Source organism: Rugosimonospora africana (assembly GCF_016862975.1).
GTDB classification, from domain to species: Bacteria; Actinomycetota; Actinomycetes; order Mycobacteriales; family Micromonosporaceae; genus Rugosimonospora; species Rugosimonospora africana.
Genome location: NZ_BONZ01000001.1, coordinates 43,588 through 69,313, shown reverse-complemented (window position 1 = coordinate 69,313; position 25,726 = coordinate 43,588). Strand labels below are relative to the sequence as shown.

24 protein-coding genes are annotated in these 25,726 nt (G+C 72.8%); 20 read left to right on the top strand and 4 right to left on the bottom strand.

Annotation, left to right across the window (positions count from 1 at the left end):
- Positions 1–157 precede the first annotated feature (157 nt).
- The 10 genes from Raf01_RS00320 to Raf01_RS00275 all read left to right on the top strand — a co-directional run bounded on the left by Raf01_RS00320 (position 158) and on the right by Raf01_RS00275 (position 11,737).
- A complete protein-coding gene (locus Raf01_RS00320) occupies positions 158–760 on the top strand; it encodes a hypothetical protein (protein ID WP_203915620.1) in 603 nt (200 codons plus the stop codon).
- A gap of 30 nt (positions 761–790) precedes the next feature.
- Positions 791–2,239 (top strand): aldehyde dehydrogenase family protein, encoded by a 1,449-nt coding sequence (locus Raf01_RS00315; RefSeq protein WP_203915619.1) that lies wholly within the window; start codon positions 791–793, stop codon positions 2,237–2,239.
- Entirely contained in the window at positions 2,236–3,279 is a 1,044-nt protein-coding gene (locus tag Raf01_RS00310; RefSeq protein WP_203915618.1) for an LLM class flavin-dependent oxidoreductase, read from the top strand. The genes Raf01_RS00315 and Raf01_RS00310 overlap by 4 nt, the downstream gene beginning before the upstream one ends.
- Positions 3,276–4,298, top strand: coding sequence for an NAD-dependent epimerase/dehydratase family protein (locus Raf01_RS00305; RefSeq protein WP_203915617.1), 1,023 nt, complete (start codon positions 3,276–3,278; stop codon positions 4,296–4,298). Before Raf01_RS00310 ends, Raf01_RS00305 begins: the two co-directional genes overlap by 4 nt.
- Before the next feature lie 115 nt (positions 4,299–4,413).
- Entirely contained in the window at positions 4,414–5,778 is a 1,365-nt protein-coding gene (locus Raf01_RS00300; RefSeq protein ID WP_203915616.1) for a condensation domain-containing protein, read from the top strand.
- 2 nt (positions 5,779–5,780) lie between these two features.
- Positions 5,781–7,148 carry a D-glycero-beta-D-manno-heptose 1-phosphate adenylyltransferase gene (rfaE2, locus tag Raf01_RS00295; protein ID WP_239133260.1) on the top strand — a complete coding sequence of 456 codons (1,368 nt, stop codon included), beginning with the start codon at positions 5,781–5,783 and terminating at the stop codon, positions 7,146–7,148.
- A gap of 101 nt (positions 7,149–7,249) precedes the next feature.
- A complete protein-coding gene (locus tag Raf01_RS00290; protein WP_203915615.1) occupies positions 7,250–8,815 on the top strand; it encodes a carbamoyltransferase C-terminal domain-containing protein in 1,566 nt (521 codons plus the stop codon).
- Positions 8,812–9,816, top strand: coding sequence for a GNAT family N-acetyltransferase (locus tag Raf01_RS00285; RefSeq protein WP_203915614.1), 1,005 nt, complete (start codon positions 8,812–8,814; stop codon positions 9,814–9,816). The genes Raf01_RS00290 and Raf01_RS00285 overlap by 4 nt, the downstream gene beginning before the upstream one ends.
- Positions 9,816–11,024 carry a radical SAM/SPASM domain-containing protein gene (locus Raf01_RS00280; RefSeq protein WP_239133265.1) on the top strand — a complete coding sequence of 403 codons (1,209 nt, stop codon included), beginning with the start codon at positions 9,816–9,818 and terminating at the stop codon, positions 11,022–11,024. The genes Raf01_RS00285 and Raf01_RS00280 overlap by 1 nt, the downstream gene beginning before the upstream one ends.
- A 20-nt stretch (positions 11,025–11,044) precedes the next feature.
- On the top strand, positions 11,045–11,737 hold the full coding sequence (locus tag Raf01_RS00275) for an SDR family NAD(P)-dependent oxidoreductase (RefSeq protein ID WP_203915612.1): 693 nt from the start codon (positions 11,045–11,047) through the stop codon (positions 11,735–11,737).
- Here Raf01_RS00275 and Raf01_RS00270 read toward each other — a convergent pair.
- The 4 genes from Raf01_RS00270 to Raf01_RS00255 are packed head-to-tail and all read right to left on the bottom strand — an operon-like array spanning position 11,697 to position 15,019.
- Positions 11,697–12,110 carry a hypothetical protein gene (locus tag Raf01_RS00270; RefSeq protein ID WP_203915611.1) on the bottom strand — a complete coding sequence of 138 codons (414 nt, stop codon included), beginning with the start codon at positions 12,108–12,110 and terminating at the stop codon, positions 11,697–11,699. The two genes, Raf01_RS00275 and Raf01_RS00270, sit on opposite strands and share 41 nt — an antisense overlap.
- A 16-nt stretch (positions 12,111–12,126) precedes the next feature.
- On the bottom strand, positions 12,127–12,747 hold the full coding sequence (locus Raf01_RS00265; RefSeq protein ID WP_239133259.1) for a class I SAM-dependent methyltransferase: 621 nt from the start codon (positions 12,745–12,747) through the stop codon (positions 12,127–12,129).
- Positions 12,748–12,785: 38 nt separating this feature from the next.
- Positions 12,786–13,688, bottom strand: coding sequence for a glycosyltransferase family 2 protein (locus Raf01_RS00260; protein ID WP_203915610.1), 903 nt, complete (start codon positions 13,686–13,688; stop codon positions 12,786–12,788).
- On the bottom strand, positions 13,685–15,019 hold the full coding sequence (locus Raf01_RS00255; protein ID WP_203915609.1) for a hypothetical protein: 1,335 nt from the start codon (positions 15,017–15,019) through the stop codon (positions 13,685–13,687). Before Raf01_RS00255 ends, Raf01_RS00260 begins: the two co-directional genes overlap by 4 nt.
- A gap of 15 nt (positions 15,020–15,034) precedes the next feature.
- Here Raf01_RS00255 and Raf01_RS00250 point away from each other — a divergent pair, with 15 nt between their 5' ends.
- The 10 genes from Raf01_RS00250 (at position 15,035) to Raf01_RS00205 (ending at position 25,726) form a co-directional block, all read left to right on the top strand.
- Positions 15,035–16,348 (top strand): glycosyltransferase family 9 protein, encoded by a 1,314-nt coding sequence (locus tag Raf01_RS00250; RefSeq protein ID WP_203915608.1) that lies wholly within the window; start codon positions 15,035–15,037, stop codon positions 16,346–16,348.
- Positions 16,312–16,860, top strand: a complete 549-nt coding sequence (locus Raf01_RS00245) for a phosphopantetheine-binding protein (RefSeq protein WP_203915607.1) — start codon at positions 16,312–16,314, stop codon at positions 16,858–16,860. The genes Raf01_RS00250 and Raf01_RS00245 overlap by 37 nt, the downstream gene beginning before the upstream one ends.
- Positions 16,857–18,236 carry a condensation domain-containing protein gene (locus tag Raf01_RS00240; protein ID WP_203915606.1) on the top strand — a complete coding sequence of 460 codons (1,380 nt, stop codon included), beginning with the start codon at positions 16,857–16,859 and terminating at the stop codon, positions 18,234–18,236. The genes Raf01_RS00245 and Raf01_RS00240 overlap by 4 nt, the downstream gene beginning before the upstream one ends.
- Entirely contained in the window at positions 18,220–19,668 is a 1,449-nt protein-coding gene (locus Raf01_RS00235; RefSeq protein WP_203915605.1) for an AMP-binding protein, read from the top strand. The genes Raf01_RS00240 and Raf01_RS00235 overlap by 17 nt, the downstream gene beginning before the upstream one ends.
- A 2-nt stretch (positions 19,669–19,670) precedes the next feature.
- Positions 19,671–21,161 carry an AMP-binding protein gene (locus Raf01_RS00230; protein ID WP_203915604.1) on the top strand — a complete coding sequence of 497 codons (1,491 nt, stop codon included), beginning with the start codon at positions 19,671–19,673 and terminating at the stop codon, positions 21,159–21,161.
- Positions 21,162–21,244: 83 nt separating this feature from the next.
- Positions 21,245–21,667 (top strand): hypothetical protein, encoded by a 423-nt coding sequence (locus Raf01_RS00225; protein WP_203915603.1) that lies wholly within the window; start codon positions 21,245–21,247, stop codon positions 21,665–21,667.
- Positions 21,664–22,494, top strand: coding sequence for a phytanoyl-CoA dioxygenase family protein (locus Raf01_RS00220; protein WP_203915602.1), 831 nt, complete (start codon positions 21,664–21,666; stop codon positions 22,492–22,494). The genes Raf01_RS00225 and Raf01_RS00220 overlap by 4 nt, the downstream gene beginning before the upstream one ends.
- A gap of 12 nt (positions 22,495–22,506) precedes the next feature.
- Positions 22,507–23,616, top strand: a complete 1,110-nt coding sequence (locus Raf01_RS00215) for a hypothetical protein (RefSeq protein ID WP_203915601.1) — start codon at positions 22,507–22,509, stop codon at positions 23,614–23,616.
- A complete protein-coding gene (locus tag Raf01_RS00210) occupies positions 23,613–24,770 on the top strand; it encodes a polysaccharide pyruvyl transferase family protein (protein WP_203915600.1) in 1,158 nt (385 codons plus the stop codon). The genes Raf01_RS00215 and Raf01_RS00210 overlap by 4 nt, the downstream gene beginning before the upstream one ends.
- Positions 24,767–25,726 (top strand): methyltransferase, encoded by a 960-nt coding sequence (locus tag Raf01_RS00205; protein ID WP_203915599.1) that lies wholly within the window; start codon positions 24,767–24,769, stop codon positions 25,724–25,726. The genes Raf01_RS00210 and Raf01_RS00205 overlap by 4 nt, the downstream gene beginning before the upstream one ends.

Sequence of the window (25,726 nt, the reverse complement as noted above, 5' to 3'; positions counted from 1 at the left end):
GCCGTCGGAAGTGTGACTCACATGCTCACCAAGCGTTCATCTGGCACGGGTACCGCTCGCGGCGGTCGAAGTGGCCACATCAAAAATCGTACGCAACAGCAAACTACCGCGCACCGACCCATTGAGATCAGCCGCGCCGCCGTGGAACATGGTGGGCATGTTGGGTACGGCGTTCGCCGCGGGCGGTAACGGTCTCGGTCAGCTGGATGTCGGCGCGATCTTCGGCGTCCTGTTCTTCGGCTACCTGCTGTACCGGCAGGTGCAGGCCCGGCCGGTTCCCCGCGAGCCACGCCTGCAGCAGCAGGGCCTGTTCCTCATCGTGGGCCTCATGCTCGCGGTTCCCCTGCTGTCCGGGCACGGCAAGTTGTCCGGTGCCGCGCTGGGCATCCTCCTGGCCAGCTTCGTGGTCGGCGCGACGCTGGCCGTCGCGCGTGCCCACACCGTCAAGTTGTGGTGGGACGGCCAGCGGCTGATGCGCAAGGGCGGAGCGTTGAGCATTTCCCTGTGGCTGGTCTCCGTCGCCCTGCACATCGGGGCCGGGGTGCTCAACCACGTGGTGGGCGGCCCGGCCGGCGCCGAGTCGGCCACCGCCATGCTGTATCTCGCGGTGGCGTCGACGGTTCAGCAGGTGGCGTTGGTGCAGCGGGGCAAGCGGCGCCGGATCCGGGCCCGTGCGGCACGGCAGGAACGTGAGGCCCAGGCGGCGCGGGCGGCCCAGGCGGCGCCGGAAGGTCTCGGCCCGTCCACTGTAGACGGATGACGCGGGCGGCTGAGCAGAGAGGCGGAGCAGTTGGACAGCGAGGTCGTCTACGTCGCCGGTGAATGGCGTCCACCGCGCGGCGCGGGCCGGATCGCGGTGGTCAACCCGGCGACCGAGGAAGAACTTGCCGTGGTCGCGGACGGGTCGGGCGCGGATGTGGACGACGCGGTCGCGGCGGCCCGGGCGGCACTGCCGGAGTGGTCCGCGCGGCCGGCCGAGGAGCGGGCCGCCTTCCTGCGCCTGATGCGCCGGGAACTCCTGGCACGGCGCGAGGAGTTCGCGGCCACCGTCACCGCCGAGATGGGCGCGCCCATCGCCCTGTCCCGGCACGTGCAGACCGGCCTGCCACTGCGCGCGCTGGGCGGGCTGCTCGACGCGCTGACCGAGGTGAGCACACCGGAGCGGCTAGGCAACTCCGTGGTGCTGCACGAGCCGGTCGGTGTGGTGGCGGCGCTGACCCCGTGGAACTATCCGCTGCACCAGGTGGTGGCGAAGCTGGCCGCCGCGATCGCGGTCGGCTGCACCGTGGTGCTCAAGCCGAGTGAGCTGGCTCCGCTGTCGGCCATGCTGCTGACGCGCGTGCTGCACGAGGTCGACCTTCCGGCCGGCGTGGTGAACCTGGTCACCGGCGGGGTCGCCACCGGCGACGCGCTGGTCGGGCACCCGGGTGTCGACCTGGTGTCCTTCACCGGCTCGGCCGCGGTGGGCGCCCTGGTGGCGGCCCGGGCCGGTGCCCTGGTCCGGCCGCTGATCCTCGAACTGGGCGGCAAGTCGGCCAACGTCGTGCTGCCCGACGCCGATCTGCCCGCCGCCCTGGAATACGGCGTGACCCGCGCGCTGGCCAACTCGGGCCAGACGTGCACCGCCCTGAGCCGGATGCTGGTACCTCGCAAAGATCTCGATGAGGCGCGGCAGCGGTGCACCGAGTTCGCCGCCCAGTATGTGCCGGGAGACCCGACCGACCCGGGCACTCTCCTGGGACCGTTGGTCACTGCCGATCACCGCGACCGGGTCCGCCGGGTGTTCGCCGACGCGGCCGCGGAGGGGGTCGACCGGATCGATCCGCTCGGCGACCGTCCGCTGCCCGAGCGCGGCTACTATCTGGCGCCGTCGCTGTTCGTGACCGACGACCCGGACCTGCCGATCGTTCAGGACGAGATCTTCGGGCCGGCGCTGTGCCTGCTGCCCTACGACACCGAGGAAGAAGCGCTGGCCATCACCAACAACTCGCGCTTCGGCCTGGCCGGCGCCGTGTGGTCGACCGACCGGGATCACGCCGTCGCCTTCGCCAGGGGCATGCGGGTCGGCCGGGTGGACATCAACGGGGCGCCGTTCAACCCCGCCGCGCCGTTCGGCGGCCGGGGACTGTCGGGCTACGGCCACGAACTGGGCCGATTCGGACTCCGCGAGTACCAGGTGGCGAAGGCGATAGGGCTGCCGGACGGGCCGGCCGCGCGGCCCGGTGGAGTTGCCGGGTGAGCGTGCAGCTGTGGCTGTCTACCCAGGCGAGCCCGCTGGCACGCAAGGCCGAGGAGTTCGAGCGGATGGGGTGGGACGGAGTCGCGTACACCGACTCCCAGAACAGGGCCGGCGACTCGTACGTGGCGCTGACCGTCGCCGCGTTGACCACCTCGCGCATCCAGCTCGCGGTGGGGGTGACCAACCCGCAGACCCGGCACGCCGCCGTCACCGCCTGCGCGGCCGCCTCGATCCAGGTCGAGTCCGGCGGCCGGATGTCGCTGGGCATCGGCCGGGGCGACAGTGCCCTGGCCTTTCTCGGACTGCGTCCGGCGTCCGTCGACACGCTTCGCGGCTACGTCCGGTCGGTCCAGACCTACCTGCGCGGCGAGGCGGTCAGCATGGCGGAGGCACGGGGCGACGCGACCCAGGTCATCGACGACCGGCTCCCGCTGGCCGACACCCCCACGGTCAGCCAACTGCTCTGGCTGCGCAAGGGGCCGCCGGTTCCGAAGGTGCCGGTCTTCGTGGCGGCCAGCGGCCCGCGCGCGATCCGGGTCGCCGCCGAGCACGCCGACCGGGTCATGCTCGCGGTCGGTGCCGACCCGGAGCGGGTGCGCTGGGGCATCGGGCTCGCCCGTGCGGTCCGGCCGGATGTCAAGATCGGTCTCTTCGTCAACGTCGTGGTGCACGAGGACCGGGCGGCCGCGCTGAGCATGGCCAGCGGCCGGATCGCCACCTTCGCGCGGTTCTCCACCATGCACGGCACCGTGAACGGGCCGGCTTCCGACTCGCAGCGCGCGGTCTTCGCCGCGTTGACCGCCGACTTCCAGATGACCCGGCACGGCCGCCACGGCACGCAGAACGAGCGGTTGACGCTGGGGTTCGCCGAGCGGTTCGCGGTGCTCGGGCCGGCGCCGTACTGCCTGGACCGGCTGGTGGAGCTGGCCGATCTGGGGGTGGACCGGTTCCACATCATCGGCCCGGTGCCCCGGTTCGAGCGGGCGGCCCGGCAGCGGTTCGTCGACGAGTTGATGGGGCCGCTGAGGGACAAGACGTGACCGGCGACACTGTGTCAAACCTGCCGAGGCAGGCCGACCGACGGGGGCGCGGGGTCGTGGTGAACGAGGTGCTGGTCACCGGATCGAGCGGCTTTGTCGGCCAGCATGTCGCGGCGGGGCTCGCCGCCGGTGGTTGGCTGGTGACGGGCGTGGACTTGGTGCCGCCGGCCGGCACCGTCGAGGGAGTGCGGCACGTGACGGCGGACGCCGCCGATCCGCGGGTGCTGGCCGAGGTCGCGGCCGGCCGGTACGCCGCCGTGGTGCACCAGGCGGCGATCACAGACACCCTGGAGTCGGACTGGGCGCGGCTGCGGTCCGTCAACGTGGATGGCGCGCTCGCGCTGGCGAGGGCCTGTGCCAGGGCGGGTGCCCGCTTCGTCTACGCCTCCTCCCACAGCGTGTACGGGACGGTGCGCCGACGGGTACCGGTGGCGGAGCACGACGTGTACGACACCGCGCTCTGTTCCGGGCCGCTCAACCCGTACGCGCGGTCGAAGCTGCTGCTCGACGAGCGGATGGCCGACGGGTTCGGGTCGACGCTGGCGTGGGCGGGCCTGCGGTACACCAACGTGTTCGGCGATGGCGAGCTTCCCAAGGGCCGGATGGCGTGCATCCTGACCCAACTCGTCCGCGCGACCGCGTCCGGGGAGCGGCTGACCCTGTTCGCCGACTCGTTGACCGCGGCGCGCGACTACGTACCCGCGGCCGTGGTGGCCGACGCGGTACGGCGCCTGGTCGAGGCGCCGGAGGCGGTCGAGTCCGGCGTCTACAACCTCGGATCCGGCCACGCCGTCACGTTCGCGACAGTCGTCGAGTGGTGCGCCCGGTTCGGTGACGGAAAGCTCGACGTGCGGCTCGTGAACAACCCGAATGCCGCGGCGTACCAGTACTGGACGTGCGCCGACAACGGCCGGCTGGACGCCGCGCTGCCGGACCGGTCGCGGGTCGCCCCCGGCGACATCATGGCCGAAGCGGAGCGGCTGCACCGAGGCTTCCGGCTGGCGTCCACGGCCTACTAGACGGTGGCCGGAGCAGTGAGGCTCGCCAGAACACTTCGCATCTGTGTATGATCTCAGGGTGACGCACGGGGCGCTGGGTCCGCTGATTCCGCTGTCACTTGAGCAAATTTCGGCGGTGCGGCCACACACGATCCGCAGCTGGAAGTACCCCATTACTTACGAGATCGCCCCGGACGTCGACGTCGACCTGCTGGGTTTGGCGCTGGCCGCCGTGGTCAACCGGCACGAACCCTTGCGGCTGCGGCTCATCGCCGACCGGTCCGCGCCGGGACAACGGATCGCGCCGCCGGTGGACACCTTCCCGATCGCTCAACTCGACGACGGGCCGTCCACACTCGCCGACTTCTTCGCCGAGAGTTTCGACCTCGCCGCCGACGGCCCGCTGCGCGCCGCGCTCGTGCGGCGGCCCGGCGGTCGGTCCCGGCTGCTGCTCGCCGTGCACCACCTGGCGTGGGACGGCATGTCCAGCGCGCCGTTCACCCACGACCTGTGGGCGGCCTACCGCAACCTGCGTGCCTGCGGGGAGTCGCGGCTGCCCGTACCGCAGATCAGCTACTCGGACCACGTGCTGGCGCAACGTGCCGCCGGACCCCGGCTCACCCCCACGCAGGCCGCCTACTGGGAAGAGGTCTTCGCCGGCTGGCGGCTGCCCGACTTCGAGCCGCCCCCCTCGGCCAGTCCCGTGGAGTGGAGCCGGCGGATCACCGGATCGGTGCCGGACCCGGCGATAGCCGGACGCGTCCGCATGCTGGCCCGCGCCGTCCGGGTCACCCCGCCGGTAGTGTGGCTGGCCAGCGCCCTGGTCGCACTGTGGGGGACCGACCAATCGGGGCGGGGCAGCCACGTGTCGGTCTACTGGGTGCACCACGGCCGCGACCGCGCCGAACTACGCGACCTCGTCGGGTTCTTCAACCGCAGCGTGCCGCTGCGCCTGGCGATGGATCCCGGCGAGCGGTTCGACCGGTTCTGTGCCAGGGTCCTCGGCCAGGTTCAGGCGGCGGTACGCGAGTCACGCGCGCCGTGGAGCATCCAGCGGCTCGCCGCCCACCTGTCTGGGCCGAAGGCTCCCGGACAGCGGCGGGAACGAATGTCCCGGATCACGGTCAACATCCAGCTCGACGACTCGGCGGAGGGGACGGGCCCGGCCGGTGACCTGGCCGCGTTCGTGTCCTACGATCCGCCCTCCGAACAGGCGTGGACCCCGCGGCTGGGGCAGTTGTGGTTGCAGCTGACGCTGGGTCCCGCACCGACCAGCTTCGCCGAGTATGACCAGCGGTATTTCCCCGACTCGACGGTCGGTGCGTGCCTGAACGGCATGCCGGCGATCGTTGCGGCGGTGCTCGACGGCGGAGCCGGCCGCTCCGTGAGCGAGCTGGCCGGGTGCGTGCCGGAGCCGGTCGACTCGGGCGCAGGCGCGCTCGGCGTCCCCTTGCCGGCGCCGCCGTCGGCGTACGCGACGCCCAACGGGTCGGCGGTGTGACGGTGACCGCTGAGCGGCGCGCGGTACACCTGACCGTGGTGGGCGACACGCTGCTGGATCGCGACGTGCTCGGCGCTGCCCAGCGCGTCTCGCCCGAGGCCCCGGTCGTGGTCGTGGGTGACCTGCGGCGTGAGTTGTCGCCAGGTGGCGCCGGACTGACCGCCATGCTCGCCGCTCGGGAAGGGCACCGGGTCACTCTGGTGACCGCGCTCGCCCGCGACGACGAGGCACGCGAGGTGCTCGCCGCGCTGTGCGCCGCCGGGGTGGCCGTGGTCGATCTGGGCGCCGCGGGACGCACCCCGGTGAAGACCCGGGTCCGGGCCGGTGACCAGACGGTCGTCATGCTCGACGAGGCGGAGCCGCCGGCGGTGCCGGGACCGTTACCGGAGGCCGGCCGGGTCGCCCTGCGGTCCGCGCAGGCCGTGTTGGTCTCCGACTACGGCCGGGGCGTCGCCGCCGCCGACGACGTGCGAGGCGCCGTGGGCGCGGTGGTGGGTCGGCTGCCCGTGGTCTGGGATCCGCACCCGCGCGGCCCGGCGCCGGTGGAGGGACTCACGGTGGTCACTCCGAACAGTCGCGAGGCGGCCCACTTCGCGCCGGGTGGCGAGACCGATCTGGCCGGCGACACCGCCCGGGGCCGCTGGTTGCGGCAACGGTGGGGCGTGGGCTACGTCGCCGTGACCAGGGGCGCGGACGGCGCGGTGCTGGTCGGCGACGATCAGGTCCCGCCGCTCGTCATCCCACCGCCGGAGGCCGTCCGGGGCGACGTACGGGGAGCCGGCGACCGGCTGGCGGCCACCACCGCGGCCCGACTCGGCTCGGGGGCCACGGTGTCGGCCGCGCTCGCCGAGGGCGTGAACGCCGCGACCGCCCACGTGGCGGGCCGCGAGGCCGCCCGGGTGTGGACGCACGGGCCGGCCGAGGCGATGGCGCTCGCCGACCGGGTGCGCCGTGCCGGCGGCACGGTGGTGGCCACCGGCGGCTGCTTCGATCTGCTGCACCGCGGTCACATCCTGCTGCTGGAGCATGCCCGGCGACTGGGCGACTGCCTCATCGTGTGCCTGAACAGCGATGCGTCCGTGCGGCGGCGCAAGGGCGAGGGGCGCCCGCTGGTGACCGAGGAGGACCGGGCGGCGGTGCTGCGCGCTCTGGCGTGCGTGGACGCGGTGGCGACGTTCGAGGAGGACACGCCCGTCGAGATCCTGTCCCGGTTGCGCCCGGACATCTGGGTGAAGGGTGGCGACTACGCGATCGGGGATCTGGCGGAGCTCGGAGTGGTCGAGGGCTCGGGGGGTCACGTGGTCCTGGTGCCCTACCTGGACGGGCGGTCGACCACGTCGCTGATCGAGCGGGCGGTGCGCGGCCGTTGACAAGCTACGCTGAAGCGTACCGTTCTGTCGCTCTATCGGGGCGACGGCGCGATCCGGTACAGTCACTAGTACGCATTGGCTTATAATCGGGGAGGACGCCGATGCTGGTGATGGCGATCAAGCCTGGGCACGACGGGTCGATCGCGGTGGTCGAGGACGGCCGCCTGCTGTGGTGCCTGGAGTCGGAGAAGGACACCTTTCCGCGGTACTCCCGGTTGACCCCGAGCACCCTGCTGCACGTCGCCGAGCGGCTGCCCCGGATGCCCGACGTGGTCGCACTCGGCGGCTGGTCGAAAGACCAGGGCATCGGCAAGATCGCGGCCGGCTACATCGGCGAGCACACCGTGCAGCGCCGCCCGATGAGCTTCTTCGGCAGCCAGGTGGAATACTTCAGCTCCACGCACGAGCGCTCGCACATCATGATGGCGCTCGGCATGGCGCCACCCGAGGAACACGAGCTGGAGACCGTGCTGGTGTGGGAGGGCATCACCGGCGCGTTCTATGTGGTCGACCGCGACTGGCGGGTGGTCCGCTCCGAGCCCGTGTTGAACGCACCGGGCGAGCGTTATTCGTTCCTCTTCTCGCTGGCCGATCCCACCTTCCCCGACCGCGGCCGGGCACCGCGGCCGGAGGGCAGCGGAAAGCTGATGGCCCTGGCGGCGTACGGCGACCCGAAGGACGCGGACAAGGACATCACCGCGACCGTTGACCGGATCCTCGCGCTGCCTCACCTCTTCATGGCGCCCAAGCACGAGTTCCGGGACACCCCGCTCTACAACGCGGGCGTGCAGTCGCAGGCGTGCAAGGTGGCCGCGGCCCTGCTGAGCCAGCGGCTGTTCGAGCGCTTCGCCGATGTCGCGGTGAACCGGCTGCCGGCCGGCACGCCGCTGCGCATCTCCGGCGGCTGCGGGCTGAACTGTGACTGGAACGCGGCGTGGCGTTCGCTGGGGCACTTTTCGTCGGTGTTCGTCCCGCCGTGCACCAACGACTCCGGTTCGGCCATCGGCACCGCCATCGACGCCATGGTCGCTCACGAGGGCCGCCGGCACCTCGACTGGAATGTCTACAGTGGACTCGAATTCGAGCACAACCGCGCGCCGAACCCGGAGGTCTGGCGGCACCGGCGGCGCGACGACGCGGCCATCGCCGAGGCGCTGGCCGCCGGCCGGGTGTTCGCCTGGGTGCAGGGCCGGTGGGAGATCGGGCCGCGCGCGCTGGGGCACCGTTCGTTGCTGGCCGAGCCGTTCAGCACCGCGACCCGCGATCGGCTCAACGACATCAAGCAGCGCGAGGGTTACCGGCCGATCGCGCCGGTCGTGCGGATCGAGGACGCCGCGGACGCGTTCATCGAGGATTTCGAAGACGAGCACATGCTCTATTTCCGGCGGGTCCGGGACAGCCGGCTGGCGGGCGTCACGCACGTTGACGGGTCGGCCCGCGCGCAGACCGTGAGCGCCGAACAAGAGCCGGTGCTGCACGGTCTGCTCACCGCGTTCGCCGAGCGGACCGGGATCGGGGTGCTCTGCAACACCTCGCTCAATCTCAAGGGGCACGGTTTCGTCAACCGGATGTCCGACCTGGCGCGCTACTGCCACGAAAACGAGGTGCGCGACATGGTGGTCGGCGACGACTGGTACAGCAGCGAACCGGAACAGCAGGGGACGTGACCGCGTCGGCCAGCATCGACGTGCGCGCCTACGAGGCCGAGCGGTCCGTGGCGCTGTTCACCGACGGCTGGGACGAGCTGGTCGCGGCGAACCCGTGGGCCACGTCGTTCCAGCGCGCCTGGTGGTACCGCACGTGGGTGCGAGTGGTGGCAGCCGCCGAGTCGTGTACGCCGGTGGTGTTCACCGCGGAGGCCGGCGGGGTACGCGTCGGCTGCGGCTTCGGTCTGTACGCCACCGACAGCGGCACGGTGGCCCGTCCGCTGGGCTGGCCGTGGTCGGACTACCACGACGCGGTCGGCCCCGACTCGCCGCTCGGTGTCGACCTGGTCGCCACCATGCTGACCCGGCTCGGCGCGGATCATCCCGTGGAGCTGCGCGAGCTTCGGCCGCACGGGCTCCTCGCGCGGGCCGGGCGGAAGCTGGGTTGGACGGCGGCACCGGACAGCGAGACGGTCGCGGTGAACCTGCGGGACGCGGCGCACCTCCAACGGGTCACCGGACGCCGGGAGTACGCGATGAAGCGCCGCCGGCTGGCGCGGCTGGGCGAGCTCCGGCTCACCCAACTCGGGGACCCGGACGACATCGCGCGCCTGCTGCCGGCGTTCATCGAGATGCATCGCGCGCAGTGGGCCGACCGGGCGGATGCGGTGGCGCCGTTCGACGGCGGCGTGGTGGACGAGGCGTTCCACGCCTTCGGTGCCGCCGGCGGTCGCGAGGGTGGTGTGCTGCTCACCGTTCTCAGTCACGGGGACGAGCCGCTGGCCATGTACTTCGGCTTCCGGCACGGCCGGTGGTATGGCGGCTACCGCACGACGTACCGGCTCGACGCCTGGCGATACTCGCCGGGTCACCTGCTGCTGCAGGAGATGCTGCGCGACTTCCACCGGGCGGGGCTGGCCGAACTCGACCTCATGCGCGGCGGATACGCGTACAAGCTGGCCTACGCCTCGACCGTGACCCGCAACACGAGCCTGACGCTGGGGAGCCCGACGTGTACGTGATGCCGTTCTGGAGCTGGCGGCCGGTCGGGGACGAGATCGTGCTGCACAACTACCTCGAGGGTGCCAGCGAGCGGGTGCCTCGCGCGGTGCTCGACGAGCTTGAGGCGGCCTACCGGGGCGGGCCGGCGCCCGAGTCGACCGCGCCCGGCCGGCTCGGCCTGCTGCTGGACCGCGCCGACGAGTTGCCGGAGCTGGTGAGCGGGCTGGCCCGGTCGCGCGAGGTGCCCCTGGTCGACCAGGTGGAGCTGACCAACCGCTGCCCGTACACGTGCGAGATGTGTCCGCGTACCCACTTCATGACGCGGCAGACCGGCGACCTGGATCTCGCGTTGTTCCGCCGGCTCATCGACGAGGTCGCGCCGCACCAGAGCTACCTGGGGCTGCACCACTTCGGGGAGTCGTTGCTGCACCGCGGTCTGCCGGAGGCGGTGCGGATCGGCCGCGAGGCGGGGGTCCGCGCCGGCATCTCCTGCAACCCGCCGTCGCTGCGGCCCGCGCTGGCCCAGGAGCTGCTGGACGCCGGCCTGGCCAACATGGTGCTGTCGCTCGACTCCACGGATCCCGACACGTACCGGTCGATCCGCGGTCGCGCGGCCCGGTTCGACGTGGCCGACCGCAACCTGCGCGAGCTGATCCGCCGTCGGGACGCCGGCGGGTACGAGCTGGCCGTGACGGCGCAGATGATCCGGATGGACGCGAACGACAGCGAAGCCGAGCGGTTCCTCGCCTACTGCAAGGAGATCGGGGTCGACCGCGCCATCGTCGTCCGGCTCGGCCGGTGGGACTTCGAGCCGGACTACATCGACCGGATCGGCACCGTGGACGCGCCCGGATACACCGCGCCGTGCTCGCTGCCGTGGAGCAGCGTCGCCGTGCTGTGGGACGGCCGCGTGGTGCCCTGCGCGCACGACTACGACGGGCTCGTGGTGCTCGGCGACCTCCGGGAGCGGACGCTGGCGGAGATCTGGCGGGACGCGGCGGTGGCCGGGTTCCGGGCCGGCAACCGGACCAGCGAGCTGTGCACCCGGTGCTCCTTCTCGGCGTGGTACCGGGAGGCGCAGCGGGAGCGCGAGGGCTTCGTGGAGTTCCACCGGGAGCGGCGGGCGCAGGAAGTCACCGTGGAGTGGATCAACCCAGAATCCGCCGGATGGCGGGACGGACGCCAGCTGTTCGACCGGTTCGACGTGGTCACTGGGCCGGCGCGCTGATCGGGAGGTAGGAAGCAGTGGTGGATCGGGCGGCACTGGTCACGGGCGCGTCGCGGGGGATCGGCGAGCGCATCGCCGGGTACCTCGCCGGGGCGGGGTACGGCGTGTCGATGGTGGGTCGCGGGCTGGACGGCGAACTCGACCGCGCCGCCGCGCGGCTGACCGCGGACGGGCGCGACGTGCAGGCGATCGCGACGGATCTGCGGGACGCGGCCGGTGTGGCCGACGTCATGCGGCAACACCGCGCGCGGTACGGGGACCGCATCGACGTCCTCGTGCACAGCGCCGGCCTGCTCACCGTTGGGCCGATAGCCGAACTCGCCACCGAAGCCCTGGACGACCTGTTCGCGGTGAACGTGCGGGCCGGCTTCCTGCTCGTGCGGGACGGCCTGCCGCTCCTGCGTACCGCGGAGAATCCGCTCGTGTTGTTGCTCGGCTCGGCCGCCGGGCTGGCCGGCACCGCCAACCTCGCGGCCTACGCGGCGAGCAAGTTCGCCGTCGTCGGCCTGGCCGAGTCGCTCGCCGCGGAGCTTGCGCCGCAGGGGATCCGGGTGACCGCGCTGTGTCCCGACCGGGTCGCCTCGACCGAGGAGTTGGTCGGAGAGCCCGATCTCATCGGGCTCTCCGACGTCACCCGCGCGGTGGCGACCCTCGTCGAGCTGTCGCCGGCGGTCAGCGTGCCGGTGCTGCCGCTACGTCTGGCTCGTCCGTGACCGCGGGGCCGTCCGGCGCCGCCCAGCACGCGTAGACCTGCTGGCACTGCGATTCCCAGAAGGCGACCCGGCCCTCCGGCGAGTCGTCGACCTGGTGGCCGAGCGACCGGGCACAGGCGACGTACCCGTCGGTGACGACGCCGCTGATCGAGCTGACCACGAGCGAGGTGAGCATCGGCCGGCCGGCGGCCGACTCGTACCGCTCGATCTCGGCGAGCGCGTCGTGCAGCAGGTCCTCGACCCGGGCCGGTGGCAGGTCCACCAAAGGAGCCAGCTCTTCGGCCAGCTCGACGTGGTGCACCACGCGGCGCCGCCGGGCCGCCGACAGGATCAACCAGAGCCGAAGCTCCCATACGAATGACGCACGGTCCATCGGTGCAGCCGCCTCCTCAGTCTTCGCCGCCCGACCCACCCGGGCCGGCGGACACCTCGAGAATCCGGTAACCACTCTTGGAACGGAGCCGCTCGGCCGGCCAGCCCGACGCGGTCAACCAGTCGTCCAGCGTGTCGGATCCCATGCTCCGCTTGACGACCAGGTATGCCCTGGCCCCCGGCCGCATCCGGGGCAGCCAGCGGGCGAGCAGATCGTGCAGGCTCTCCTTGCCCACTTTGATGGGCGGGTTGGAGTAGATGGCGGCGAAGGACAAATCGGCCGGAACGTCGTCCGGCTCGTAGGCGGTGACGTTGCCGAGGCCGAGCCGTGCCGCGTTGCCCCGGGTGAGCTCCAGGGCGCGCCGGTTCACGTCGACCGAGACGATCCGCGCGTCCGGGGCACGCAGGGCCGTGGCGACGGTTATCGGCCCATATCCGCAGCCGAGGTCCAAAATGGCGCCGGTGGCGGGTGGGCGCGGCGCATACCGGATCAAGATCTCGGTGCCCAGGTCGATCCGCTGCCAGCCGAACACACCGCTACCGCTGGTCAGCTCGAGCTGGCGGCCGTCGACGGTGAGTGGCACCGTGCGGGTCTGCATCGGTGTGGTCGGTTCAACGTCGAAGTATTGGCTGCCCACGACGGTGAGCTTACCGACCGGGCGAGTGCCGGCGGCCGTCACTGGCGGACCCGCGCCACGGTCGGCGGCGGAGGCCGCCAGGCGTTGACCAGCCCGCGGGCCACCCCGCGGAGGTATGCCGCGCCGCGGTGCGGCGCCCGGCCGCCGCGCACCGCCTCGGGGTCCAGCACGTGGTGCACCAGCAGGTAGCCGAGGAACGGCGCGAGCCAGACCCGCTGGCGCTGCCGCAGGAAGAAGACGACTTCGTTGTGGTACAGCTGGGCCTGCTCGGACAGCGGGCGGTCGCCGCGACAGCCGCCGGACGGCGCGTGCAGGTGGGTCACCTGAGCCTCCGGGGTGTACCGGAGCTCCCAGCCGGCCCGGTGCAGCCGCCGGCACAGGTCGGTCTCCTCACGCAGGGCGTTGCCCGCGTAGACGGTGTCGAACCCGCCAACCTGCCGGACCGCCGCCGACCGCAGGGCCATGTTGCAGCCCTGCACCGTGTAGACCGGCCCCGGCGCGTCGACGTCGAAGCCGCCCCGGCTCGCGCCGTACGGCAGCAGCCGGTACGGGCCGTCCGAGAGGCCCGCTCCGGGTGTGACGACCCGACCGGCCACCGCACCGACCCGGGAATCGGCGAACGCCTCCCGGAACCCGGGCAGCAGGCCCGGACCGACGTGCACGTCGTCGTCGAGAAACACGATGATCGGGCCGGTGGCGTGGGCCAGCGCGAAGTTGCGGGCCGCGGTCAACGACGGCGGGTCGACCTGGAAGTGCCGGTAGCGGTCGCAGAGCCGCTTGCGGGCCCCGGCGTGTTCCTCAACCGGGCCGTCGCTCTGGTCCACCACGAGCAGCTCGACGCCGAGGTCGTCATCGATGCTCTCGACGAGGCTGTCGATGGTCTGGGCCAGCGACTCCGGGCGGCCATAGGTCGGGATGGCGACCGTCACGTCGACCGTCATGGCCGCCCGCTCCGCACCACGGGCCGTCCGCCGGCCGCCAGCAGCACGTCGGCGACCGAGCTGACGCCCACGTCGCCGCCCAGGCCCGCGCAGAGCTTGTCCTGGTGGGCCCGGACCGCGGCCGGCTCGGTGAGCGCGGACCGTACCGCGCCGGCGACCTCCGTGGCGAGTGTCTCGATCGCCGCCGGCTCGTCGAGCAGCCGCCGGTACGCGCCGGCCAGCGCCACGTCCTGCGGGTGTTCCAGGCCGAACGGGTCCATGTCGAGCTCCGGTGTCAGACACGTGAGGGTGTGACTCGTTCCGGCGAGCCGGGCGTGTTCCCAGTGACGCAGATGGAACCACTGAGTGAAGTTCTGGGGCGGCAGCAGCACGGTGGGCCGACCGCGCAGCATGGCTTCGTAGGGTGAGTGCAGCGACGGCTGGGTCACCGCGACGGCCGCCCGGCCGAGCAGGTCGAGGAACTCGGCCCGGGGTAGCGAGCGGACCCGTGCACCGTCCACTGTGGATCCGAGTGCCGTCGCGGCGGAGGGGCCGCAGCAGAGGTGTACGGGCAGCCCGGGGGCGGCCCGGCGCAAGGCGGCGACGGCCACGGTGGCGAGCAGGCGGGTGCCGGCGTGCGGATCGGACAGCCCGGGCACCCTGCCGCCGCCGAGCGTCACGATCGCCACGGGCTCGTCTCCGGTCTCCTCTTCTTTCGCCCGGCCGGCGGCCGTTTCGGGCGCGGCTTCGATCATCGGTCCGGCCCCGGTGACCCGGCCGACCGCGGGCGGTACGAAGTCGTCGTGGTCGGCACCGAAACGTGCCGCGTCCGCCTCGAACCCGGGGTACCGCTCGTAGAGGGTGCGCGCCTGGGGGACGTGAAAAGTCACCGCCGGGGCTTCCTTCACCCGCCACGCGAACATGTTGACGTGTACGTAGGGCACGCCGGTGTCGGCGGCCAGCCGCCAGCTGCGGCGGTCGTCGGTCTGGAAGTCACACCACGCGTCCGGCTCGGCCGGAAGCAGGGCACGGAGGTCGGCGGCCGGGTCGGAGCAGTCGGCGACGATCCGGAACAGGCCGCTGGAGCGCAGCTGGGCGACGGCCTCGCCGCGGCCCAGAGCGACCAGGTGGGCGGCCGGCTCCCGGTCGCTGTCGGTTCGGTCGTTTTCGCTCCGGCCGCTCTCGTCCGGGGCGCTCTCGTCCGGGGCGCTGTCTTTCGGGCCGCTGTCGTTCGGGACGCTGTCGGTTCGGCCGAGGATTTCGGCGGCCACCGCGAGCGCCATGGACACCGAGCCATACCCATAGGAACCCACGTCGAAGACGATCGTCGGGCGAACAACATCCTTGGCCATCTCGGCGATCGTACTGTGGGGGATCCGTCCACGGGTACACGAAATGGAAAACATCTGCGTACCACTTTATCTGACCGAGGCGGCATTGGGGCTAGCGGCGACCGCGCGCTGACGGTAGGTTCGGTCTGGCAATCGGCCGTGTCGGCGCGCTTGCCGGCGGCCCGACGGGGGGAGGGTGCGGAAGCCGTGCTGGGCAACGAGGTTCGAGCGGATGCGCCCTCGCGCCGGCGGGCGCTCGTCGTGCTCAACTCCGGCATCGGCAACAACGTCATCGCCGCTCCCCTCCTGGAAAGCGCCGACGCGTCCGGCCTTTTCGCCAGCTATCACGTGCTCTGCTACCAGCCGTTCCTGCCGCTCGGACTGGCCGATCGGGTGCGCCTGCCGGGCTTGCGCACGGCGGGGTTGCCGCCGCTGGTTCGGCGGTTCCGGCCGGCCGACTGGGCGGAGATCGTCGCGTACGTGGACGCCGAGCGGCTCGACCTGATCGTTAACCTCCGCTTAGAAATTCCCGAGCTGGATGGGGACTATCTGGCTTTCCGTGCGGAGGCCGAGCGGCGCGGCATCGAGTGCTGGGACCTGCACGAAGACGGCATGTGGGAGGCCGGCAGCAGCGGCGAGCGCGCGGTCGCGCTGTTCCGCCGGCACGGCGAGCTCCCGGTCGCGCCGCGCACCCGGTGGTTGGCCGACCTTCGCACGCCAGCCAGCGAAGCCGGGCCGGTCGGCTGTTTCGTCGGGGCCAGCCGCGGAGTCAAGCGGTGGCAGGCCGAGCGCTGGATCGAGACCGTGGGCCTGCTGCGCGCCCGGGGTTGGCCGGTCGAGCTGGCGGCCGGGCCGGGCGCCGAGGAACGGGCCCTGTTGCGGCGGTTGGCGCGCGACCTGGGTGCCGCCGTGACCGTGGCGCCGGCCGGCGATCTCGACGCCTTCGCGCACTGGATCTCCGGGCTCGGCGCGCTGGTGGGCAACGACACCGCCGCGATCCACCTGGCGGCCGCGATCGGCACGCCGGTGGTGAGCCTGCACCTGGCGACCGACGGCCGGGTCTGGCGGCCGGTGGGCGAGCGGGTGCGCCCGCTGCAGAGCGCGCTCGCGTTGCGCTGCCGGGCGATGAAGCGCGACGGCACATGCACCCGGCTCTACCGGGGCTGCCCGGCGCCGTGCCGCTCCGGCGTCACCCCCGAGCAGGTGGCCGCCGCGGTCGACGAGCTGCGGGTGGAGCGCGTGGAGAAGGCCGATGACCTGCGGGTGGAGCGCGTGGAGAAGGCCGACGATCCGCGCGTGGAGAAGGAGGAGAGATGGAGCACACCGGAGACGTCGCACGCGACGAGGTGATCCTGCGGGCCCTGCGCGCCCGCGAGGATGTCGCCGAAGCGGTGGTGTGTGACGTCGAGCTGGCCGGCGGTCCCACGACCGTGATCCTGGTCCGGTCGGAAGACTTCTGCGCCGGCGCGGACGTGCGCGACGACGTACTCGACGTGCTGGGCACCGCCGGGCCGCCGGTCGTTGTCGTCGCTCCGGACGCGGGGAGCTTCGCCGAGGCGGCCGGCGACCAGGGTGCCCTGCGCGAGCTGGTGGAAGGTTCGCCGTACGCGTACTCGTGGGTCGCCCCCGACTCACCGCGAGACGAGTTGGTGGCCGAGGTCGTGGCCCAGGTGCTCGGCCGGAGCCGGGTCAGCATGACGGACAACTTCCTCGACCTCGGCGGCGACTCCGTACTCGCCCTGGAAGTGGTCAGTGAGCTGGAACAACGTACCGAGCAGGCGCTGCCGGTGGAGGCGTTGTTCGAGACGGCCACGGTGGCCGAGTTCGCCGCCCGGACCGGGGAGGGTGTGGCGCACCGGTGACCGCCGCGCTGGCCGCTCCGGGAGGCCGGGAGGACCGGGTCGGCGACCCGGGCCCGCTGCCGCTCGCACTGGAGCAGGCCGCGTTCACCGCCGACGGGATACCGGGATCGTGGAAGGAGCCGCTGGTCTACGCGCTTCCGGGCGGCACCGACCGCGCTGCGCTCGGCGGTGCCCTGGCGCGGGTGATCCGGCGGCACGAGGCCCTGCGGCTGCGCCTGGTGGAGCGCGACGGCAGGTGGACGCAGGACATCGCGCCGCCCCCGGAAGACGTGGCCGTCCCGGAGTGGCCGGCCGGGCTGGCCGACTTCTTCGCCGCCGACCTCGACCTCACCCGGACGGGGCCGGTACGCGCGGCCCTGCTGCCCGGCCGCGACGGTCCGGACCGGCTCCTCGTCGCGATCCACCACCTCGCCTTCGACGGGCTCTCCCAGGCGGTGTTCGACGAGGAGCTGTGGGGCACGACGGGACATCCGTCGCTCGGCACCACCTGGAGCCGGTACGTTGCCGCTCAGCGGGACGCGGGTGACCGGCTGCCGGCCGCGCAGCTCGCCCACTGGGCCGGGGTGCTCGCCGATCCGCTGCCGCCGTCCGTGCCTCCCGCGCTGCGGCCCACCGAAGGGGCCGGTCGGCCCGAGCCGCGCAGTGGTTTCCAGGTCGCGGCGATACCCGTCGCCGACGCGGGCGAGCGGCTGCGGCGTCTGGCCCGGGCGGTCCGGGTCAGCCCGGCATCGGTGTGGCTGTCGGCCTTCATACTCGCCGCCGGCGCGCGCCAGCGCGATGACGTGTATCTCAACTGGTTCCACCACGGCCGCGACCGGCCCGAGCTGGCCCGGCTGATCGGCTGCCTGCACCGGGTCGTACCGCTGCGCGTGCGCGCCGAAGCCGGGGACCGCTTCGCTGCGCTGTGCGCCGCGGTGTTCGCGCGGATGCGTGCCGGGATCACCCACTCGGCGGCCCCGTGGACCTGGCCCAGGCTCGCCGCGCAGCTTCCCGGGCTCCCGCCCGCCCCGGCCGCCGTGACGGTCAACGTCACGCCCGAGGCGCCCCGGGCAGCGGGCGCCCGCATGCCGTACGACCCGTCCCGCAGCTCGTCCTGGACGGTCCGGCCGGGGCAGCTCTGGGTCAAGCTCATCGCCGAGCCGCGCCCGGTGGTGTGCGCCGAATACGACCGGTGGTCGTTCGCGGACGCCGCGATCGGCGTGCTCCTGGCGGACGTGACGCGACTGGTGGCGGCCGTCGCCGGCAGCGGGAGCGCCGCCGGCCACCGCACCCTCGACGAGACACGGGCCGACCTGTCCGGCTCGGCGCGCCTGACGCCGCGCGACGACCCGGACCAGTCGCTGATGGCGGTGGAGACGCGTGCCGGACTCGTTTGACGCGGCGATCGCGGAGCACGCACGCCGGCGCGGTACCGCCACCGCGCTGGTGGCCGAGGAACGGCCCGGCGCACCGGTCGCGCTCGACTGGTCCACGGTGGACAGTGTGACAGCGGCTCTCGCGGAACGGCTCCTGGCGGCCGACCCCGGGCTCGCCGCGCTGGCCATGGACAACACGATGGGCAGCGTGCTGACCCTGGTGGCGGCGGCACGCACGGAGCTTCCGCTGTGGGTACGGCCGACCGGGCGCGGGACTGACGCGCACCGCGCGGCCGCCGAGCGCGCCCTGACCGACCGGGGGATCGCGGTGTTGCCGGTCGCCGCCGCCGGACGCGACCTGGTCACCGGGCCTCCGGTGCCCGCGCGGGGCACGGCCAGGCTGCCCCCGCACGCCCTCGTGCTCGGCTCCGGCGGCTCGTCGGGTCGTCCCAAGTGGACGGTCGACACGGTGATGCGCCGGAGGCCGCTGCGCCCGCTGAGCACCCGGCCGGTGCACCGGCTCAACTGGCAGCCCGGGCGGGCGCAACTGGTCACCGGGCCGCTGGAGCACGCGGCGACGTTGACGTTCTTCCTGGAGGGGCTGGCCGACGGCAACCCGCTGGTGGTGCAGCGCCGGTTCGACCCGGACGCCGCGGTGGATCTCGCCGCGCGCTGGGACGTCCGCTGGCTGCAGACCACGCCCTATCAGCTGGGTCGGCTGGCGGCGACGGCGGCGCAGCGGCCCGACGCGCTGGCCGGCGTGCGCGGCCTGCTGCACACCGCGGCCCCGTGCCCGGAGCGGGTACGGCGGTTCTGGCTGGACCGGCTGGGCGCCGAGTCGGTCTTCGAGATGTACGGGGCGAGCGAGGGCATCGGTGTGACCCTGGCGCGCGGCGACGAGTGGCTGGCGCGGCCGGGCACGGTGGGCCGAGGGTTCTGGACCGAGATCCGGATCCTCGACGAGCGCCGCCGCCCGGTGCCCGCTGGCGTGGTCGGCGACGTCTTCATGCGTACCGGCCGGCCGGCGCGCCGCGACCCGTGGGCCGGCCTGAACCCGTCGGTGGTCGCGACCCCGGACGGCTTCCGAAGCGTCGGCGACCGGGGTCGGCTGGACCCGGAGGGATATCTGTTCCTGGCCTCGCGTGAACTCGACCTCATCAACGTCGGTGGGGAAAACGTCTACCCGGCCGAGGTGGAGCAGGTGCTGCTGGAGCACCCGGACGTCATCGACGCCATGGTGGTCGGCGAACCCGACCCGGTGTTCGGCGCCCGCCCGCACGCCTGGGTCGTGCTGCGCGACGCCGTACCCGGGGACCGGCGCGACGGGTACGAGCAGCGGCTCAAGGCGCACTGCCGGGCGGCGCTGCCGCCGTTCAAGGTACCGGCGACGGTGCGGTTCGAGACGGAGCTGCCCCGCACCGCCGCCGGCAAGCTCCAGCGGCGGGGCGGTTAGCCGTGCGGTCGTTGTCGCTGACCGGGTTGGCCGGTGCGCCCGACTCCGCGCCGGCGGTGAGCACCGAGGCGGATGGCCTGCTGAGCTACGGCGAGCTGGCCGGCCTGGTACGGGCGGCCACGCCGTTGTTCGACGAGCCGGGATCGGGCAAGAAGCTCGTGCTGCTGCGCCTGACCCGGGACCTGGCCGGCCTGACCGCCTACCTGGCCGGCCTTGAGCTGGGCCACTGCCTGTTGCTGGTGGAGGACGCTCCCGCCGAGACGGTCGAGGGTCTGATCGCGGCGTACCGCCCGGACCTCGTGCTCGGCCACGCGCCGGAGTCCGGGTACCGCACGGGGACCGCGTCGCTCGCCGGCCGCGCGGTGCCGGTCGGGGTGCGCGACGACGTCCGGGGACTCGCGCCGGTGCATCCCGAGACCGGGTTGCTGCTGCGCACCTCCGGCTCGCTCGGTACGCCCAAGGTGGTCCGGCTGAGCTACCGCGCGATCGCCGCGAACGCCACCGCGATCGGGGCCGCGTTGCGCCTCACTCCGGCCGACCGGGGAGTCACCGCGCTGCCCGTCGACTACAGCTTCGGGCTGTCCATGGTGAACTCGCACCTCGCCGTCGGCGCGTCCGTGGAACTGTCGGCGCGCCGGCCCACCGCCCACGCGTTCTGGCGCCGGATCGCGGCTGCCGGCGTCACCGAGTTCGGCCTGGTGCCGACCGGGTACCGGCTGCTGCGCACCCAACGCTGGCGGGCCGCCGACCACGCCCACCTCCGGCTGCTGTACCAGGCCGGCGGCGCGCTGGATCCGGACACCATTCGGTATTTCGCCGGTGAGCTGGCCGGCATCGGGGCCGGGTTCGCCGTGATGTACGGGCAGACCGAGGCGACCGCCCGGATCGCGTGCCTGGACCCGTCGCTCACGGTGGCCGCGTGCGGTTCGGTGGGCAAGGCGATCCCGGGTGGTCGCCTGTGGACGGAGGATCCGGAGGAGCCGGGCCGGGCGATGCCCGAGGGGGCCGTCGGCGAGGTGGTATACGAGGGCCCGAACGTCATGCAGGGGTACGCCACCGGCCGCGCCGACCTGGCCGACGGCGACCGGTGCGGAGGCGTGCTGCGCACCGGGGATCTCGGCGTGCTCCGGGACGGCCTGCTGTATCTGCACGGTCGCCGGGACCGGACGGTCAAGGTGCTCGGCCGGCGGATCAGCCTCGACGAGGTGGAACGCGCGTTCGCCGTCCCGGGCATCGATGTCGCCGTGCTGCAGGGTGCCGGCGCCGACGCCGTGGACGTGTGTCATGCAAGTGTCAAATGCTACGCCAACGCTTGCGATCTGCTCCGCGAGCGGCGGCGCGACGTGGCCGCCGCGCTGTGCATCCCGGCGGCCGCGATGCGGCTCGTCTGCCTGGAAAACATCCCACGTACCGGCTCAGGCAAGGTGGATTACGCGCGGCTCGCCACGCGAGTGACCGGTGAGCAAAGTGGTACGTCGGAGCTAACGATCTGACCGGATTCTCCGCTAGCACGAAGGCACCGAGTCTTGTTACTGTTCAGCATTGACGGCGACCGCTCGAACGGGGGAGGGCCGAGGTGCCTGCCGTACAGACCGCCGACCGCTCGGACGCTATTTCCTTGCGGCTATGTGGATGGTGCCTGACCGACGAGCCGGAGGCAGTGGTGCGCGCACTGCTGGGTCCGGCGCGGTGCGCGGCGCCGGAGGGATTGGGCGACGGAGACTGGCAGGCCCAGCCTGCGCTGGCTGACGAGCCGGTAGGGCCGCCGATCGCGCTGCTGGGTGTTGCGGGTCCGGCCCGCGGCACCCTGGATTTCGTGCCCGGCTCACAGGGCATGGGCCGACCGCCGGTCGGGCTGCGGCACGTGGTCCGCGACCTGTCGCCGCGGGGTGACGAGTGGCTGCTCGTCGATGCCCGGTGCTGGACCAGGTTCCAGGCCGCCGACTTCCGGGAGGCCGTGCTGTGGCAGGTCGACGTGGCGTTGGAGGTGGCCCGGTGAGCAGCACGGTGAGCAAGCCCGCGAGCGGTCGCCGGGAGCTGAGCGACGAGCCGCCGATGACCGTCGACGAGCAGGTCTACAGCCTGCGCACGCTCGGCTATGCATACTTCCGCCAGGCCATCGCGCCCGACCTGCTGCGGCGGGTCCGCGGGGTGATCGCCGACCTGGTGGCCGAGGAGGAGCGCACCATCGGGGCCGACGTGCTCGACCGGATCGACCAGCGGGGCGCCCTGCGCAACCTGGCCGACCGGCACGAGGTCTTCGCCGAACTGGCCGACAGCATGCCCATCTACCCGGTGGTGGACCGGGTCGCCGGCGAGGTGTCCATCGCGGCGTTCGACGCGCTGGGCCTGCCGCCCGGCAGCAGCCGGTTTCCGTGGGACTTCCACACCGACCTGAGCCCGTTCAACCGCTCGGCCAACCCGCCGACCGGCACGTTCGGCGCGACCTGCCTCTATTACCTCGACGACGCGGGTCCGGAGACCGGGGCGACCTGGATCGTGCCGGGCAGCCAACGGTGCATGCTCGACAAGCCGCCGACCGAGGTGCTTGCCGAGCATGCCGAGCAGGTGGTGGTGCGGGCCGGAGACGTGGTGCTGTTCGATCCCCGCCTGTGGCACTGCACCAGCTTCAACAACGGCGCCAACACTCGCTGGATCATCAAACAGATGATGATCTGGAAGTGGCTACGACCGATGATGGACTACACCCGGGCGGTCCGGCCGGAGGTCAAGGAGCGGTTGCCCGAACGGGTGCGGCAGTTGCTCGGCACGGCCCCGCCGACGTCGATTCCCGAGCTGCGCGGGCTCAAGCCCGCGGCCAGCTGACGGTCGCCGCCGATGAGCTGGCTGAACCGGCGTTGGATCTACCGCCGGGAACTCCGGCATGCGCTGGCGGAGGAGTTCGTCATTGGCGAACCGACCGTGGGCGATGGCCGGCTCTCCACGACGGTACGGTTCGGCGCGGAGCGTTGGGACGTATGGTTCGCGGGGGACGATCTCGCGGTCGACGCGGCGGGTGACGCGTTCGCGACCGCGCTGCTGCTGCCGGCGATGCGTCGCGCGCGGCGGCTCCGGATCGAGGCGCCGGTTTCCGCGCGGCTGCTGGACAACCTCGCGGTCGTTCAGTCCACTGTGCACAGTTGGGATCCGCGGTACCGGCCGGTGACGGTCGACGCGGCGGAGGTCGCCGGTGGCGGGCGGGCGCCCGCGCCCCGGCCCGCGGCCGCGTTCTTCTCCGGCGGCGTCGACTCGTGCTATACGGCGGTGAGGCAAGAGGACAGGGTCGAGGCTCTGGTGTTCCTCAACGGCTTCGACGTGGCGCACTGGGACGTCAAGATGGGGCCCAGCATCCGCGACGGCGTGGCCTCGGCGGCCAAGGCACTCGGCAAGCCACTGATCGTGCTGGACACCAACATCCGGGATCCGCTCGAGTCGGTCGCTCCCTGGACGGCCCTGCACGGCGGAGTCCTGGCCGCGGCGGCTCACCTGCTGTCCAACCGGTACGCGACGTTCTACCTGCCGGCCACGTTCTGGTGCGCGGCACTGCAGCCGCACGGCTCGCACCCGGTGCTGGATCCGTGGTGGGGCAACGACTCCGTCGCCCTGGTGCACGACGGCGCGGAGCGGCACCGACCGGGCAAGGCGTTGGTGCTGGCCCAGCGTCCCGAGTTGTTGCGGTGGCTCCGGGTCTGCTGGCGCAACACCGAGGGCCGGTACAACTGCGGCCGGTGCGTGAAGTGTCTCAACACGCTGACCGCGTTCCACGAGGCGGGAGCGTTGCCGTTGCTGGAGAGTTTCCCGCCCCGTCGCCGGCCGGAATTGCTGGGCGCCGAGCTGCGGTGGCGGAAGCTGCGTTCCAACGAGGAACGCAATCCGGCGTTCGGGCCGCGCAGCGCGGGCACCAACCATCCCGACTGGGGCACGCGGCGCACCGGGACCGTCTCGTGAGGATCGGCATCTCGGGCTCCTACGGCGGGCTCAACCTCGGCGACGAGGCGATCCTCGCGGTGCTCCTCGGGGAGCTGGGCCAGCGCGGCGTGGGCGACGAGTACGTCATCTTCTCCCGGGAGCGGGACTTCACCCAGAAGCGTTACCCGTCCGCACGGGTGGTCGCGGTGCGCGAGATCGACCGGACCGCCGCACACGCCGAGGTGGCCCGGCTCGACGCGCTGGTCCTCGGCGGCGGGGGCGTGCTCTTCGACGGCGAGGCGACGACGTTCCTGCGCGAGGTGGAGATCGCCCAGGAGTTGGGCATCCCGACGCTCGCGCTGGCGGTCGGCGCCGGACCGTTGGCCGAACCGCCCGAGCGCTGGGTGGTGGGTCAGGCCGTGGGCGCGATGACGAGCGTGAGCGTCAGGTCCCGGCGCTCGGCCAGCCTGCTCCGGGACTGCGGGGTCGGGTCGCCGGTCGAGGTGGTCGCCGACCCGGCCTGGCTGCTGCCCGCGCACGCCCCGGCACCGGTACCGCTCGAAGCGCTCGGCCTGCCAGAAGACCGTCAACTCATCGCGGTGTCGGTACGCGAGCCCGGCCCGGCGGCGCCCGTGCTCTTCAGCGTCGACTACCACACCTACCTGGCCGCCGGCATCCGGCACGCCATCCGGCGGTACGACGCCCACGTGGTGTTCGCGGCGATGGAACACGGCGATGTCGAACACGCGCACCGGGTTGCCGAGCAGGTCGGCGTGCCGGGCGGGTGCACCGTTCTGGGCCGGCCGGGTGACCCGCTCGATGTCTTCCAGGTTCTCCGGCACACGAGGCTGGCCCTGGGACTGCGGTTCCACTTCCTGTTGCTGGCCGCCAGCGCCGGGGTACCGATCGTGGTGCCGCCGCTCGTGGAGAAGCTCGACGGCCTGGCCGATGAGCTGGGCCTGCCCGCCGAGCATCGGCCGGAGGCCCAGATACCGTCGCTCCAGTCCGCCCTCGACGCGGCCTGGCACTGCCCCGCCGCCGCGAGGGAGGCGGTCGCGGTGGCCGTGCGGGAGCGGGTGCGTAGCGCCCGGCGCGGCGTGGATCTGCTGATGGCCGAGCTGCTCGCGGTGCCCGAGCGGCCGCGCGCCTCGACCCGGGCACCGGCCGGCGATGTCCTACACTCGTCGCTGTGACCGGATCGCCCGGGCGTTGGCTCGTCGCGCTGCCGGCCGACCGGTGGCCGGGGGTCGATCCGGCGGGCGACGGCGTGGTCGCGCTGACTGCCGAAGAACTGACCGAGGCCGGGCGCCGGGGAGTGCACGCGGCGGCCTTCCATGAGGTGGTCGCTGGCGACGCGCGACCGGCCGGGTCCACGGTGGACGTGTTCCTGCCGGCCTACCGGGGCAAGCGGTTGGCGCTGCTGCTCGGCTGGCTGGTGGCCGCCCGGTTGCACCGCGGCGGGGTCAGGGTCGCGTGGCACCTGGACAAGCGCCAGGGTCCCGACTCGGTACGCAGGCTCCTCGTCGAACACGGCTGGCGGTTGGACGCGGGCCGCGAGGGACGTGGCGTCGTGCTGACCGGTGAGCCGGCCGGCCCGATCGCGGCCCCCGAACCTGAGTCGTTCTCGGCGGAGGTGGGCGACCGGCGCCTGGACTTCGCGGCCGACTTCGGGGTGTTCTCTCCGGGGCACGTCGACGAGGGCACCCGGCTGCTGCTCGAGGTGGCGCTGCGCGGCCCCGCGGCACCCGTGGTGGCGGACATCGGCATCGGATACGGCCCGCTGGCGACCGGAATCGTCGCCAACGGCGTCGCGGAGCGCGCGGTGGGCACCGACATCGACGCGCTCGCGCTGTGGCTGGCCCTGCGCAACGCGGACGCCAACGGGGTACCGCTGTCCGTCGAGTGTTCCGCCGACCCCGGCGCCGTCCCGCCCACGCCGCTGACCGTGTGCAACGTGCCCACCCACATCGATGCCGCCCGCAGCGCCGCGCTGATGACCGGGTTGCTGGCCCGTGCTCGAAGCGGCCGGCTGCTGGCGGTGGTGCACGCGAGCCTCGCCGAGCGCTACGCGCGTTACTTCGCGGACGCCGGCCTGTCCCCGGTGCGCCATCCCGGACCGCAGCACGTGGTGTTCGACGCGAGGGGGTAA